Origin of the sequence: Kitasatospora humi, assembly GCF_020907985.1 — a bacterium.
Classification (GTDB): Bacteria; Actinomycetota; Actinomycetes; order Streptomycetales; family Streptomycetaceae; genus Kitasatospora; species Kitasatospora humi.
The window spans coordinates 34,987-49,363 of record NZ_JAJJPA010000002.1; the positions used below are offsets into that span (position 1 = coordinate 34,987).

General features: G+C 72.1%; 11 protein-coding genes. 5 read left to right on the forward strand and 6 right to left on the reverse strand.

The genetic code is table 11. The features are described 5' to 3' along the window. Nucleotides 1-262: 262 nt before the first annotated feature. Entirely contained in the window at nt 263-490 is a 228-nt protein-coding gene (locus tag LN042_RS02640; protein WP_230048111.1) for a hypothetical protein, read from the forward strand. A gap of 187 nt (nt 491-677) precedes the next feature. Continuing rightward, complete coding sequence (locus LN042_RS02645; RefSeq protein ID WP_230048112.1) at nt 678-1,106, forward strand: DUF6098 family protein; 429 nt, start codon at nt 678-680, stop codon at nt 1,104-1,106. A gap of 77 nt (nt 1,107-1,183) precedes the next feature. Here LN042_RS02645 and LN042_RS02650 read toward each other — a convergent pair whose 3' ends face one another. Both LN042_RS02650 and LN042_RS02655 read right to left on the reverse strand, forming a co-directional pair. Further along, a complete protein-coding gene (locus LN042_RS02650; RefSeq protein ID WP_230048113.1) occupies nt 1,184-2,026 on the reverse strand; it encodes a hypothetical protein in 843 nt (280 codons plus the stop codon). Then, the gene (locus LN042_RS02655) at nt 2,023-2,592 is read right to left on the reverse strand and encodes a potassium channel family protein (protein WP_230048114.1); all 570 of its coding nucleotides are present in this window, start codon (nt 2,590-2,592) and stop codon (nt 2,023-2,025) included. Before LN042_RS02655 ends, LN042_RS02650 begins: the two co-directional genes overlap by 4 nt. 448 nt (nt 2,593-3,040) lie before the next feature. Between LN042_RS02655 and LN042_RS37120 the strand changes: the two genes are divergently transcribed. The 3 genes from LN042_RS37120 (at nt 3,041) to LN042_RS02670 (ending at nt 6,493) form a co-directional block, all read left to right on the forward strand. Beyond that, nucleotides 3,041-3,889, forward strand: a complete 849-nt coding sequence (locus LN042_RS37120) for a glycoside hydrolase family 30 protein (protein WP_283843535.1) — start codon at nt 3,041-3,043, stop codon at nt 3,887-3,889. After that, nucleotides 3,876-5,492: a ricin-type beta-trefoil lectin domain protein gene (locus tag LN042_RS37125; protein ID WP_283843540.1), complete on the forward strand. Its 1,617-nt coding sequence runs from the start codon at nt 3,876-3,878 to the stop codon at nt 5,490-5,492. Before LN042_RS37120 ends, LN042_RS37125 begins: the two co-directional genes overlap by 14 nt. Before the next feature lie 281 nt (nt 5,493-5,773). Next, the gene (locus LN042_RS02670) at nt 5,774-6,493 is read left to right on the forward strand and encodes a G1 family glutamic endopeptidase (RefSeq protein WP_230048115.1); all 720 of its coding nucleotides are present in this window, start codon (nt 5,774-5,776) and stop codon (nt 6,491-6,493) included. A gap of 109 nt (nt 6,494-6,602) precedes the next feature. Here LN042_RS02670 and LN042_RS02675 read toward each other — a convergent pair whose 3' ends face one another. From LN042_RS02675 to LN042_RS02690, 4 genes are read right to left on the reverse strand one after another with little or no spacing between them, the layout of a single operon-like run. Further along, the gene (locus tag LN042_RS02675) at nt 6,603-8,177 is read right to left on the reverse strand and encodes a long-chain-fatty-acid--CoA ligase (protein ID WP_230048116.1); all 1,575 of its coding nucleotides are present in this window, start codon (nt 8,175-8,177) and stop codon (nt 6,603-6,605) included. 9 nt (nt 8,178-8,186) lie between these two features. Next, a complete protein-coding gene (locus LN042_RS02680; protein WP_230048117.1) occupies nt 8,187-13,484 on the reverse strand; it encodes a type I polyketide synthase in 5,298 nt (1,765 codons plus the stop codon). A 33-nt stretch (nt 13,485-13,517) separates the two neighbouring features. Then, entirely contained in the window at nt 13,518-13,775 is a 258-nt protein-coding gene (locus LN042_RS02685) for an acyl carrier protein (RefSeq protein WP_230048118.1), read from the reverse strand. A gap of 56 nt (nt 13,776-13,831) precedes the next feature. Then, nucleotides 13,832-14,377, reverse strand: a complete 546-nt coding sequence (locus LN042_RS02690) for an FcoT family thioesterase (protein WP_230048119.1) — start codon at nt 14,375-14,377, stop codon at nt 13,832-13,834.

A 14,377-nucleotide genomic window follows, 5' to 3' on the forward strand; every position in this document is an offset into this window, starting at 1 on the left:
GTGGAGACTCCCTGGTGGGACGGGTTCCCTCCGACGAGGTCGTCCGCCGGACCGGGGCTCCGCGTTGGTCACCCATGGTGCCATGCTCGATGTACCGCGCCACGTCGGCAGTTCCTCGCCGTCTGCCTGCCGTCCACCGCGCACCGCCGACCGGTACCCGCGCTGCTTCAACGCTCGCCTCCCCTCGGTGGGTTGCCCGGTGGCAGGCCGGGTAGCCGCCTCGGCGATCGGTCTTCGAACACGCGAACCCAGGGAGGCAGTCGTGGAGGAGATTCCCCAGGGCGGCGCCGGAGGCGCTCCGCTCCATGACACCGACGAGAAGCACCTGCTCCACCCGCCCGGGCACGACCGCCAGGAGCGGGGCACGGACACCGGCCGGACGGACGCGGACGAGCAGGGCAACGCCACAACGGCCGAGCCGAGCCGGGCCCGCCGTCTCGATCCCGACGAGGTGGCGCCGGAGGAGGACGGGCCGGTGACGGAGAGCTGACCTGCTGTGCCGCCGGCCGATCGGCGGCAGTCATCACCGCCCCCTCATCGGCGGGTCCGCCTGTCCCCTCGGTCGTGGCTGGGTTCGGCGCGGCCGCCGGAGTGCGTGTCGACTCCGCGGTCGCGGGGCACACGCCCGGGACCGGATGATGCCCGGGGCGACTGCCACAGCCAGTGGGGTGCCGACGATGAAGGTCATCGACGACCTGGACGACCTCACCGAACTGGCCACCGGTCCGGTGGAGGTCTTCGTCCGCTTCTCGCAGGGACCGGACCACGACGGTGAGACGAGCCGCGACTATGAGGCCGACGTCGAACTGCCGGGGCTGTCGGTCGCTTCGGTGCGCCCGGAACCGTGGTGGAACCGACCGCCCGAGGAGTGGGTCGCGCGTCGGATCTGCCAGTACGCCGACCGGGCCGAACGCGACGAGCGCCGGCGGGCCTGGCTGCTCACCGGCAGGGTGGTGGGCCGAGGGCCGGACTACGAGCCGTTGATCGCCCAACCGTGTCCGCTGGCCTGGCTCGGCCCCGCACTGCTGGCCCAGGCCCGCCGCTGCTACGAGGAACGGCTCCGGCCGGGCCGCGACGGCACACCGGCCGACGGCGGCGGGCAGTGACCAGGGACGGCTGCCCGCTGCTCGACGCCGTACCGGCCTCCTGCGGCGTCAGGCCTCGGTGACGGGCCCCGGCCGCGTCAGGACACCGCACCCCCGTCCACCGGCCGGGTCTCCTCGGTGCGTTCGGGGAGCAGCAGGACGGCGCCCACGAGGAAGCACAGCGCACCGATCAGGGTCTGGGTGTTCGCCCGGTCGAGGTCGCGCACCTGGCCGGTGACCGGGTCGACGTAGCCGGCCACCGCCGAGACGCCGAACGCGATGGACCCGACCAGGTTGGCCAGGGTGATCCACCACGCCCAGGACCGGGGACGCCAGGCGGCCCAGCCGTGGCAGGCCTCGTACCAGGCCAGTGCGCTGGCCACCAGGAAGCAGGCGGAGCCGATCGCGTCGGGCCGCCACACGTGCTGGTGCGCGGCCGACGCGGAGAGGTTGTCGGCCGTGGCGACCCCGGTGCTCACGTTGAAGTAGAGGGTGCCGACGAACTGGACCGCGGTGGACCACCAGTCGATCCGGCCGGGCTGGAAGACGAGGAAGCGCCGGTGGCGCGGGTTCTGCGCGGGGGAGGCGGCGTCGACCGTCTCGCGGTAGCAGAGGAAGGAGGCCGAGGTGAAGAACAGGGAGCCGGTGAAGTAGGTGATGGTGTCGCCCCGGGCTCCGACGGCGTCCGCGTAGCCCGGTACCGACCCGAGGGCGAACAGCAGCGATCCGACGGCGAACAGGACCGCGATCCACCACCCCCGGGAGGTGGGCGCCCACCAGGTCGATCCGGTGGCCGGTTGCTGGTGCTTGCGGTGGTGGCGCGACTCCAGGCGGACGACCATGCCGTCGGCACGCAGGTGGTCGACGAACGTCGCCGGGGCCCTGCGGCGCGGGCGGTGGCCGGTGGGGCTCCCTCCGGCCGTCCCACCGGCCCGGCTCATCGTCCCTCCCCGGACCGGCGCGGGGCGTTGCGCCGTTGGCCGTGCCGGACCGCCTCCACGATGACCCTGACCCCGAGGCCGAGGATGCCGAGGTCGGTGATCATCTGCACCGTGACCACCAGTCGTGCGGCGTCGGACTTCGCGGTGATGTCGCCGAAGCCGACCGTGGAGAACACGGTGACGGTGAAGTAGAGGCTGTCGGTGTGCGACAGGTGCCCGCCGAAGTTGTCGGGGGACAGCCCGGCCAGCGCCACGTAGCTACCGGCGAACAGCAGCAGGAAGAACGGAACGCTGGTGGCCAGTGCCTCGACCGCGGAGACGACCGGTAACGGGGACCGGACGATCCGGCGCACCTGGAAGACGACCAGGACGACGAACGCCGCGAGCCCCGTGACCAGCATCGTGACGGTGGACGCAAGGGAGGAGCGGTCCAGCGGCAGCGCGTAGTACAGGGCTCCCAGCGCGGCGACCGACCCCACCACCCGCAGCACCATCCGGGTGACCATGCTGCGCGAGAGCCGGCTCCTGGGTCGGAGGCCGTAGTCCGATCTGGTGCTGCCGGTCATGACGCCGGCCCCCTGCCCGCGGCGGTCGGCCGCGACTGCCCCGGCCGCCGGGGCCTTGGTGCGCCCGGGGCTCCGTCGGGCGTCTTCATGCTTCCTCCCCCGGGAACGTCCACCTGGAGATCGGGCACCTGCGCGAGCAGCGGCACGGTTCCCGGCGCCCGGCGATCGCGCGGCGGGGCGGGAGCACCGCCGACCTTCTCCATCCTCCCCCGTGGCGGCCCTGCTCGCGAGCGTCGGACGGCCGTGTCACCCGGCTGGGCCGCCGAGGAAACATGTGGCGGGTCATGGGTTGCCGGGCGGTTGACCGTGGCTGACGCCCTGCCTAGCGTGCTGGACACCCGGGGCCGGCGGAGGACCGCCGGCGACTCGTCGGGTGCGGGGGCGGGCGCCCGCCTCGATCGCCCCAAGCACGGCGTGTCCAGCTCTCAGCGGCGACAGACGAGGAGACATGGCTCCGATCCGATCACCCTTCAGGCGCACCACGTGCTTTCTCCTGCCCCTCATCCTGGGTCTCACGGCCTGGCTCGGCACCGTGCCCACGGCGGCGAGTGCTGCCGTCTCGACCGCGATCACCATCGACGGCACCCAGCCCGGGAGGGTGTTCGACGGGGTGGGCGCGATCTCCGGCGGCGGCGGCAATTCCCGCCTGCTGATCGACTACCCCGAGCCGCAGCGCAGCCAGTTGCTCGACTACCTGTTCAAGCCCGGTTACGGTGCCTCGCTCCAGATCCTCAAGATCGAGATCGGCGGCGACACCAACACGACCGACGGCGCCGAACCGAGCATCGAGCACACGAGAGGCGCCGTGGACTGCGACCAGGGTTACGAGTGGTGGCTCGCGCAGCAGGCCAAGGCCCGCAACCCCGACATCAAGCTCTACGCGCTGGCTTGGGGTGCTCCCGGCTGGGTCGGCGTCGACGACCCCGGCAACCCCACTCCCGGAAGCCCGTACTTCTGGTCCGCTGACATGCAGAACTACCTGGTGTCCTGGCTGGGTTGCGCGGCGCAGCACGACCTGAGCGTCGACTACCTGGGCGGCTGGAACGAGCGGGGCTACAGCAAGAGCTGGTACGAGAGCCTGAGGACGACGCTGAACGCCAACGGCTACCACCCGAAGATCGTTGCTGACGACGGCTTCGGTTGGGGCGTCGCCAACGACGTGGCCACCGATCCGGCCTTCGCCGCGGCGGTCGACGTCGTCGGCACCCACTACCCGTGCGGCTACCTCGAGAACGGCTCGAAGTGCAAACAGCACGGCCACGGCGCAGGGGCTCGGCAAGCAGCTGTGGGCCAGTGAGAACGGGTCGCAGGACGCCGCCGACGGTGCGGCGGCGGTGGCCCGGGCCGTCAACCGCGGCTACCTCGACGGCAGGATGACGTCGTTCATCAACTGGCCGGTCATCGGCGCGCTCTACCCGGAGCTCGACTTCAGCGGCGACGGCATGGGGATCGCCCAGCAGCCGTGGTCGGGGAACTTCAACATCGGCAAGACGACCTGGGTCACCGCGCAGACCACCCAGTTCACCCAACCGGGTTGGCACTACATCGATTCGGCCGGCGGATACCTGGGAGGCAGCAGGAGCAACGGAAGCTACGTGACACTGAAGTCGACGAACGACACCGACTACAGCACGGTCATCGAGACCATGGACGCCGCCGCGCCGCAGACCGCGACGTTCACCGTCCGCGGGGGGCTGTCCACCGGGACCGTCCACGTCTGGGCGACCGATGTGAACTCACCGCACGGTTCGGACTACCTCAAGCGGCTGCCCGACATCACGCCGGACAGCGGGTCGTTCACCGTCACGCTCGATCCCGGCCACGTCTACACGCTGACGACGACCACCGGCCAGGGCAGGGGCACCGCAGCCTCCCCGACGGCCACCGGGTTGGCACTGCCGTACTCCGACACGTTCGAGACCACGCCCGCCGGCACCTCACCCAAGTACTTCTCCGACATGAACGGCGCGTTCGCCGCCCAGCCGTGTGCGGACGGCCGCGCCGGCACCTGCCTGCAGCAGATGGCCCCGACCGCGCCGCTCAACTGGACGCACGAGGACTACCACGCCCCCTACACGATGGCCGGCGACAGCTCCTGGGCGAACTACACGGTGTCCGCCGACGTCGACCTGCGGCAGTCGGGAACCGCCGAACTGCTGGGCCGGGTAGGCGGGCAGGCGAAGAACAACGAAGGCCTGGACGCCTACCACCTACAGGTCTCCGACACCGGCGCCTGGTCGATCGTCAAGAGCGGAATGACCTACGTCGGCGGCAACAGCTGGAACTGGTCATGGATCACGCTGGCATCCGGGACCGTTGCGGCGCTCGGCACGAACACCTGGCACAGCATCGCGCTGACGATGCAGGGCTCGACGCTCACCGCGGCCATCGACGACACCGAAGTGGGCACGGCCGGCGACAGCTCGTACGCCAACGGCCGGGCAGGGTTGGGGATCACCGGCTACCAGACCGACCAGTTCGACGACTTCTCGGTCGCCCCCGGAGCCGACAGCGGTCCGCACGTGGGCCCGGTCGCCTCCGGGCTCGCCGGCAAGTGCCTCGACGACAACGCCGACACGGCGGCCGGCGGCACCATCGCCCAGATCTGGGACTGCGACGGCGGCGCCGCGCAGGCCTGGACCTACGGCAACGGCACCGTGATGATCAACGACAAGTGCCTCAACGTCACCGGCGGCGCGACCGCCGACGGCACCTCGGTGGAACTGGAGAGCTGCAACGGCAGCAGCAGCCAGCAGTGGATCCCGCAGGCGGACGGCAGCCTCAAGGGCGGGCAGTCCGGCCGCTGCCTGGACGACCCGGCGTTCCGCACCGCGAACGGGACCGAACTTGAGGTCTGGGACTGCAACGGCGGCGCCAACCAGAGGTGGACCCTGCCCTGACCGGAGACGCCGGGCAGCGGCGTCCGCCACCGTGCGGAGGGAGGGGTCCGGTGGCGGCCCTTCCCTCCGCGGTCAGGCGTCACCGCGTCACGGGGGGACACGAAGTACCGCTGGCCGAGCAGTCCTTCCGGCTGGTGGCCGCGCAATTCAGCCAAAGTTCAAGGACACCAAGGCTCTTGACCGTCTCATGACAGTCAGAGATCCTGTACTGCCACCCCTCGCAGCCCCACGGCTTGGGCTGGCGCATGAGCATCCTGATCGTCCCCCACACTGGAGCCAGCATGCGCAAGTTCCTGATACGTGCCGCCACCCTCGCGGCAGCAGCCACCACCCTCGCCGCCCCCGTCGCGCCGACCACCGCGGCGGCCGCACAGGGACTGTCCTTCCGCCCCCTGAGCTACAACATCAACGGCTACAACTGGGGCGGCTACGCCGCCACGGGCAGCGGCTTCACCTCGGTCTCGGCGAGCTGGACCGAGCCGCACGCGACCTGCAACTCCACCAACGACCTGTACGCCCCCTGGGTCGGCATCGACGGGTACGGCACGTCCACCGTGGAGCAGACCGGGGTGGCCACCGACTGCTCCAGCGGCAGCCCCGTGGACCAGGCCTGGTACGAGATGTACCCCGCTAGCCCGGTCTACCTGAGCACCGGTTCCTACCCGGTGTCCGCCGGCGACGTCATCAACGCCTCGGTGACCTACGCCGGAAGCAGCAAGTACACCCTGAAGCTGACCGACTCCTCGCGCGGCTGGACCTACACCACGACCAAGTCCCTGTCCTCCGGGCAGCGGGCCAGCGCCGAGGTCATCATCGAGTCGCCCACCGGTGCCTACCCCAACTTCGGCACCCTGAACTTCAGCTCCGCCACCGTCAACGGCAAGTCCCTCGGCTCCTTCAACCCGGTCGCCCTCGACCCCTCGAACGGCGCCTACGAGGCCCGCACCAGCGCGCTCGGCTCCGGCGGCACCAGCTTCAGCGAAACGTATCTGCAGGAGTAGTCGCACCTGCGCTGGGGCGCGCACCCGCCCCAGCGCACCGAACGGCCCCGAAGCCTGCGGGCCGGCTCCGGACGCGGCTGACGGCAGGGCAAGTCCCGAGCAAGCAAGCTCAGTTGACCTGTCGCTCGGTGGAACTCCAGAAGCGCTCCCGCAGTTCGCGCCGGAGCACCTTGCCGCTGGGGTTGCGCGGTACCCGGTCGACGAAGTCGTAGCCGGTGGGGATCTTGAAGTCGGCGAGGCGGCTGCGCAGGAACGCCATCAGCTCCCTGGGCCGCACCGAGGCCTGCTCCCGCACCACGACGAAGGCGTGCAGCGCCTCGCCCCAGCGCTCGTGCGGCTTGCCGATCACCGCCGAGTCGAGCACCGCCGGGTGGTCGGCGAGCGCGTTCTCGATCTCGGCGGGGTAGACGTTCTCGCCGGCCACGATGACCACGTCCTTGATCCGGTCGCGCAGGTGGACGAAGCCGTCGGCGTCCAGGTAGCCGGCGTCACCGGTGTGCACCCAGCCGTCGACCAGGGTCTCGGCGGTGGCCTCGGGCAATCCCCAGTACCCGAGCATCCGGCCGGGCGTGCGCAGGCAGATCTCGCCGCTCGCACCGGTCGGCAGCTCCCGGCCCGACCGGTCGACCACCTTGACCGCGAACCCGGGGTACGGCCGCCCGGCCGCCAGCAAGCGCGGGCTGCCCGACACGTGCTCCTGCGGCGGCAGGCAGACGGCCGTGTTGCCGGTCTCGGTCAGTCCGTAGATCTGGGTCAGCTCGCAGCCGATCCCGTCCAGGCAGAGCTCCAGCAGATCGGTCGCGATCGGGGAGCCGCCATAGACGATCTTGCGCAGCCCCGCGAAGTCGGCGCGGGAGACCCCGGGTTCGGCGAGCACCATGCGGATCATCGCAGGCACCATGCAGGTGGTGGTCACGCCATGGGCCCGGATGGCGGCCAGCGCGTCACCGGCCACGAACATCCGCAGCGCGACGTTGGTGATGCCGGCGCTGAACCCCTGGACCGCCCACCAGAGGCCGCCGACGTGGAAGCCCGGCACGGCGATCAGGCTGACATCGCCGTCCCGCCAGTCGACCCAGTCCAGGTCCGCGCCCGCCAGGGCGTCACGGACCGCGAAGAAGCTGCGATGCGCCAGCACCACGCCCTTGGGCAGGCCGGTGGTGCCGCTGGTGTAGAGCTGCACCACCTCGTCGTCCGGTCCGGCATGCCAGTCCGGATCGGCGTCGGACTCGTCGCCGAGCCAGCTCAGGAACCCGCTGCCGGGACCGGCCGGGCCGTCCAACTCCACCATCGCGCACGGTTGTTCCAGATCCCCGGTGGCCTGCCGGGCGATCGGCCGGAAGTCGTCCTCGACGAACAGCAGCACGGCTGCGGAGTCCCGGAGGATGTGGCCGATCTCGTGCGCCGTCAGCCGCCAGTTGACCGGGACCAGCACCGCGCCGCTCTTGGCGCAGGCGAACAGCAGGTCGTAATAGTGCTCCGACTCCCGCCCGAGGTACGCCACCCGGTCGCCCGGCCGCACCCGGGCGGTGAGCAGGGCCCGCGCCGTCCGGGTGCTAGCCCGGTGCAGCTCGGCATAACTGACCGTCCGGCCCTCGACGATCAACGCGCACGCCTCGGGCCGGTGTTCGGCGTGGAACGCGGGAACCGCCGCCAGCGTGCCGAGTTCGGGGAAGTGCCGCATGCGCGCCTCTCAGTCCTGTCCGGCCTCGGCCGCGCCGCCCGGCTCCCAGCACGCGGCGAGGTACTCGGCGACGCCGCGCACCGACGGCGACTCGAAGAGCAGCTTGGCCGGCAACGGGCGCCGCACCAGCGCCTCCAGGGCGTTCTTCAACTCCATGGCCACCAGCGAGTCCAGGCCCAGCTCGAAGAAGCCGCGTTCCGCCTCGACCTCCTCCAGGTGCTCGAACTGCAGCAGCCGCGCCACCTCGGCCCGTACCAACTCGGTGAGCACCGGCAGCCGTTCGTCGGCCGACAGGGCCTGCAGAGCGCCGAGGTCGGTGCGCCGGACGGGTGCCGGGGCGGCCGTCGACACCGCCTGGTAGAGGCCCTCCCGCCCTGGGCGGCCGGCGGCCAGCACGTCCCAGTCGCACCGCGCGACGATGGCGGTCGGCTCCGCGCCACCGAGCAGCGTCAGCAGCGCGGCACCACCCTCGGCGGGGGTGAGCGGACCGACGCCGCCGCGCTCCAGGGCGACCAGCCGGTCCGCGCTCAGCGCGGCCGCCATGCCGACCTCGGCCCACGGGCCCCAGTTCACCGCGAGACCCGGTCGCCCGGAGTCGACCCGTCGGACCATGAGCTCGTCCAGGAAGGCGTTGCCCGCCGCGTAGTTGGCCTGCCCGACGGGTCCGATCACCGCGGAGAGCGAGGAGAAGCCCACGAAGTACCGCAGCTCGGGGAAGGCCGCCAGGGCCTGGTCCAGCAGCAGCGTGCCGTACACCTTGGACTCGAACACCGAGTCGAGGTGCTCCCAGGACATCCCGGTGATCGGCACATCGGCGAGGGCACCGGCCGCGTGGACCACCCCGCCGAGCGGCTGCCCGCTCTCCCGCACCGCCGCCGTGATCCGCTCCACCCCGTCGGCGGTGCCGACATCGGCCTGAACGGTCGTCACGGTCACGCCGAGGGCGCGCAGCCCGTCCAGCGCCGCCTGCGCCTCGCCGACCGGCTCGCGGCGCCCGACCAGCAGCAGCTGCCGGGCCCCGGCCTCGGCCAGCTTGCGGGCCGTCACCAGACCCAGGCCGCCCAGGCCGCCGGTGATGACGTGCAGCTGCTCGGCGTCCAGTGCGAACGGTGTGCCACGGGTCTGCGGGGCGGCCTGGGTGGCCTGGGCGGCCTGGGCGGTCGGCAGCGGCAGGATGCGGCGCACCTGGCGCCGGCCCGCGCGGTAGGCGATCTGCGACTCGTCGGCCTGTGGTGCCGCCCACTCATCGACCAGCACCCGGTGGTCCTCGCCGTCGGGATCGAGGTCCAGCAGGGTGACGCCGAAGGCCGGGTACTCGGTGCGCAGACTGGTGCCGAAGCCCCACAGGGTGGCCGCGGCCGGCACCGCGCTGCCCGGTGCGCCCGAGCGGGCGCCGCTGGTCACCAGCCAGAACCGGTCGGCCGGGCTGACCCCGTCGGCTGCCAGCCGCTGCACCAGGTCGAGCAGCTCGCGGTAGTTCCGCTCGCACTGCGCCCGCGGCTCGGTCGGGTCGGACGGGTGCCAGAACCAGCACAGGTCGGCTCGGCGTTCACCCAGCAGACGTACCGCGTCCGCGGGGTCGGCCGCCCGGGTCAGCCGGGTACCCCGATCGGCGGCCTGCGCCACCAGGCAGTCCCAGTCACCGGGCACGGCACCGAGAAGGACCACCTCCCGGTGGCCGCCCGCCGAGCCGACCGGCAGCTCCTGGTCGACCCAGCACGCCCGGTGGAAGAGCCGATGCCCGCCGCCGGACCGGTCGTGCTCCACCCGCTTGGCGGTCAGGCCGTCCACCAGCAGCACCGGGCCGTACCGGTCGGCCAGCAGCAGGTCGGCGGTCACCGTGCCCCGCGCGGTGTCCACCTCGGTCATCCGGCTGACCGCGCGCAGCGCCGCACCGCGCGGCTCGCGCAGCAGCCGCAGTGCCCGCACGCTCAGCGGCAGGTAGGTGTGGCCGTCGTTGGTCGACTGGAGCGCGCTGTCCAGGATGCCCGGCGGCAGGTGGCCGGGGGTCGGTTGGATGTCGCCGCGGAGGTCGGCCACCGCGGTCAGGCCCGCGCGGCGCACCCGGGACAGCCGACGGAACTCGGGGCCGTACTCCAGACCCAGTTCGGTGAACACGGCATACAGCTCGTCGGTCCCGGCCTCCGTGCAGTCGGCCGAGTCCACCGTGGCCGCCACCGCCTCGAGTTCGCCGAGCAGTGCCGCGTCCTGCGGGGCGGCGGCGCGGAGTTCGGCCGAGGCGTGGCAGCGTTCGAAGCCGTCGGCGACACGGCTGACCACCTCGACCGTCAGCCGGCCGTCGGCGTGGCTGTGCAGCCGGGTCCGCACGTCGCAGGGGCCGTCGGCGCCGAGGAACAGCGGCTCGTGGATCACCAGGTCGGCGAGCTCGCGGTCGGTGCTGCCGAGCACGGCGTGCTGCACGGCGAGGAACTGCTCGATGAACCCGGCGGCGGGGAAGACCGGTTGGCCCAGCACCACGTGATCGCGCAGGTAAGCGGGCCGCGAACTGTCCAGCAGCGCCGCGAACTCGCGGGTTTCACCAGCGAGTTCGGTCGTCGGCGGGACCTCGCGGCCGAGCAGCGGATGGCCGGACCGGACCACACCGCCGCCGAAGGCCGTCTTCGACGTCGGAACCCAGTAGCGCCGCCGTTCGAAGGCGTAGCCCGGCAGGTCCACCAGCCGGGCCGGCCGACCGGCGTGGAAGCGGTGCCAGTCCACGTTCCGGCCCGCGGCGAACGCGCGGGCCGCGACGGCCCGCAGCACCTCACCCGGCCCGTGCGCGGGGCGCGGACCACCCAGCCAGCGGTGCCGGTCGCCCGGCAGGCAGCGCTTGGCCAGCGCCGTCATGGTCCCGCCGGGCCCGATCTCCAGGAACGCGTGCGCACCACGCCGGTCGATCGTCCGCACGCCGCCGGCGAAGTCGACCGGGGCGAGCAGCTGCCGCGCCCAGTAGTCGGGGGAGGCCAGCTCGACCGGGTCGGCGACCGCGCCCGTCACCGTCGAGACGATGGTGAAGAGCGGCTCCTGGAAAGACACTTCGGCGGCGGCCGCGCGGAACTGCGCAGCCGCCCCGGCCATCAGCGGCGAGTGGAAGGCGTGCGAGACACCGAGGTCACGGGTGGTGACCCCGGTGTCTCGCAATGCCCCGGCCACCTCGGCGACTTGCTCGGCCGCGCCTGAAACGACGCATTGGTCAGGCGAGTTGATGGCAGCGATCGAGACCTGCGGGGCGTCGGCCAGGAACTCGGTGACGGTTTCGACGGGTGCCATCACGGCGGTCATCGCGCCCGCCCGGTCGGCGGACTGCATGATCCGGGCCCGCGCCGCCACCAGGCGCACCGCGTCCGGCAGCGGGAGCGCCTCGGCGACGGCCAGCGCGGACAGCTCGCCCAGGCTGTGTCCGATCAGCACCGACGGTGTGACGCCCAGGTCCAGCCAGAGCCGGGCCAGCGCGTACTCGAAGGAGAAGAGCGCGGGTTGAGCCCGCAGGGTCTGGCGCAGCACCGCGCTGTCCGGCTGTTCGTCGCCCAGCAGCAGCTTCCTGACCGAGAAGCCGAGCTCCGCGGCGAACAGGGCGTCGCAGGTGTCCAGATGGCGGCGGAACTCCGGGAACGCCTGGTGGAGCGCGGCGCCGGTGCCCGCGTACGGCACGCCCTGGCCGGCGAAGAGGAACGCCGTCCGGCTGACCTTGCCCGGGCGGGCTCCGGCCTCCCGCCGCGCGCCCGCCTCCCGGGTCAGGACCCGCAGCAGCTCCGCACGGGAGCGGACCGGCGCGGCGATCCGCAGGTCGTGCGCCGTCCGGCCGACGTTGCCGGTGTAGCAGAAGTCCCGCACCGACAGCTCGGGATCGGCTTCGACCCGGCGGCGGTAGTCGTCGAGCAGTGCGCGCAGCGCACCCTCGGTCTTCGCGGAGACGGTCAGCACCCCGGTGTCCTGGTCCTCCTCCGTCACCGCCGGGACGTCGGTCGCCGGACCGCCGGTCGCCGCCGCGACGGCCGCCGGCGCCTGCTCCAGCACCACGGACGCGACCGTGCCGGCGAACCCGAAGGAGTTGACCACCGCGCGCCGCGGCTCGTCGGCCGGCCATGGCGTGCGCTGCCGGGGAACCGTCACCGGATAGTCCTGCCACGGAATGTGCGGCGACGGGTTGTCCAGGTTGAGGTGCGGGAAGAAGGCGCCCTCGCGCAGCTGAAGCAGGGTCTTCATGAGGCCGCCCATGCCGGCGGCGGCCTCCATGTGTCCGATGTTGGTCTTCACCGACGCCACGGTGATCGGGTCCTGGTGGCTGCGGCCCGACCCGAACACCGCGTTGATCGCGCCCATTTCGATCGGATCGCCCAGCGCGGTGCCGGTGCCGTGCGCCTCCACGTACCGCACCTTTGACGGGTCGAGCCCGGCGGCGCCCAGCGCGGCCGTCATCACCGCGGCCTGGGCGGTGCCGTTGGGCACGACCAGGCCACCGCTGGCGCCGTCCTGGCGGATCGCGCTGCCCCGCACCACCGCGAGCACCCGGTCGCCGTCGCGCTGCGCGTCGGTCAGGCGCTTGAGCACCACCATCCCGCAGCCCTCGCTGCGTGCGTAGCCGTCCGCCGCCGCGTCAAAGGTCTTGCAACGACCGTCCGGCGCCAACATGTTGGCGTTCGACAGGACGATGTGGCTGAACGGCTGGTGGATCGCGCTCACCCCGCCGGCCAAGGCGATCGAGCACTCCCCGCTGCGCAGGCCCTCGACCGCCAGGTGGAGCGCCACCAGTGAGGACGAGCAGGCCGTGTCCACGCTGATCGACGGGCCGGTCAGCCCCAGGAAGTAGGAGAGCCGCCCGGACACCGCGCTGTGGGCCGTGCCGGTGCCGATCGCCGCGTCCAACTCCTCCAGGGCCAGGCCGCCGAGCTCCAGCACGTAGTCCAGGCAGCTGACGCCGACGTACACCCCGCCGTCCCCGTGCCGCAGTGCGGCCGGGTCGATGTTGGCGTGCTCCAGCGCCGACCACGCGCACTCCAGCACCAGCCGCTGCTGCGGGTCGACGAACTGGGCCTCCTTCGGTGAGATGTTGAAGAACCGCGCGTCGAACTGCGCGAGGTCCTCGAGGAATCCGCCGCCGGCGGTGCGCACGCTGCCCCGGTCGGCCGGGTCGTCGGAGTGCAGCTCGGCGACGGCCCAGCGGTCGTCGGGGACCGGGCCGGTACCGCAGCCGCCGGCCGCCAGGAACGCGCCGAACCCGTCGAGGGTGTCGTTCCCGCCGGGGAAGCGCAGGCCCACGCCCACGATGGCGATCGGCTCGGACCGGCCCGGGAAGCTCGTCGACACCGGAAAACACATCCTTTCTGCAAGGCAGTCGAGTCAGGCTCGGGGCCCGAAGAGGTCGGGCAGCACCGTGCTGCCCAGATGCTCCGAGAACCGTTGGACGGTGGGGTGGTTGAAGAGCGCGGTGGTGCCGATGGGACGGCCGAGCCGCTGTTCCAGCCGGGTCAGCACCTCGGCGGCCAGCAGCGAGCTGAGGCCCAGCTCGAAGAATCCCTGGTCGAGCGGGAGTTCCTCGTCCTCGTCCATCAGCAGGGAAGTCCGGACCTCCGAGCAGACCAGCTCCAGCAGTGCCATCGGCCGGTCCGGACGCGGCAGGGCCAGCAACCTCCGTGCATCATCGGTCAGTTCGGTCACTGGGGCACCGCCGGGGGCGGGTCCAGGATGACGATCCGCACCTGTCCTTCGGCGGCGCCTCCGGTCGCGTCCCAGAATCGGCACTCGGTGGAGATGATCAGCATGCCCGGCTTGTCGTCAACGGGCGTGCGCTGCACGGCCTTGGTCAGTCGCAGTTCGCCGGAGAACGCCCGGGCGCTGATCGGGCGGCGAAACCGGCTGCTGAAGTCCGTGATCAGGATCTTCGGCAACTGCCGCTCCCAGTAGTCCTCCAGGGTCCACGACTCGAAGGGACCGGGGCTGCCGTCGGCCACCAGGGTCGCCACCGCCACATAGAACATCTGGTTGAAGCAGATGTTGAACTCCACCGCGTTGAAGTGGCCGGTGTCGTCGATGTAGCAGGACGCGTCGATGGCGAACTCGTAGCGCTGGACGAATGGTTCCGAGTGGAACAGGTCCCCGGAGCCGATCACCTCCGCCGTGCGCAGGTAGCGGCAGTCCGGCTTGTACGGCCGCAGGACCCGCTCCAGCAGCAGGGGAGGTGCGTCGACAGCGCGGGTCAT

Excerpts from the sequence above, each read along its gene's own strand:
- LN042_RS02645 (WP_230048112.1), top strand. The coding sequence starts at position 678 with ATGAAGGTCATCGACGACCTGGACGACCTCACCGAACTGGCCACCGGT.
- LN042_RS02650 (WP_230048113.1), bottom strand. The coding sequence starts at position 2,026 with ATGAGCCGGGCCGGTGGGACGGCCGGAGGGAGCCCCACCGGCCACCGC.
- LN042_RS02655 (WP_230048114.1), bottom strand. The coding sequence starts at position 2,592 with ATGACCGGCAGCACCAGATCGGACTACGGCCTCCGACCCAGGAGCCGG.
- LN042_RS37120 (WP_283843535.1), top strand. The coding sequence starts at position 3,041 with ATGGCTCCGATCCGATCACCCTTCAGGCGCACCACGTGCTTTCTCCTG.
- LN042_RS02670 (WP_230048115.1), top strand. The coding sequence starts at position 5,774 with ATGCGCAAGTTCCTGATACGTGCCGCCACCCTCGCGGCAGCAGCCACC.
- LN042_RS02675 (WP_230048116.1), bottom strand. The coding sequence starts at position 8,177 with ATGCGGCACTTCCCCGAACTCGGCACGCTGGCGGCGGTTCCCGCGTTC.
- LN042_RS02685 (WP_230048118.1), bottom strand. The coding sequence starts at position 13,775 with ATGGCACTGCTGGAGCTGGTCTGCTCGGAGGTCCGGACTTCCCTGCTG.
- LN042_RS02690 (WP_230048119.1), bottom strand. The coding sequence starts at position 14,377 with ATGACCCGCGCTGTCGACGCACCTCCCCTGCTGCTGGAGCGGGTCCTG.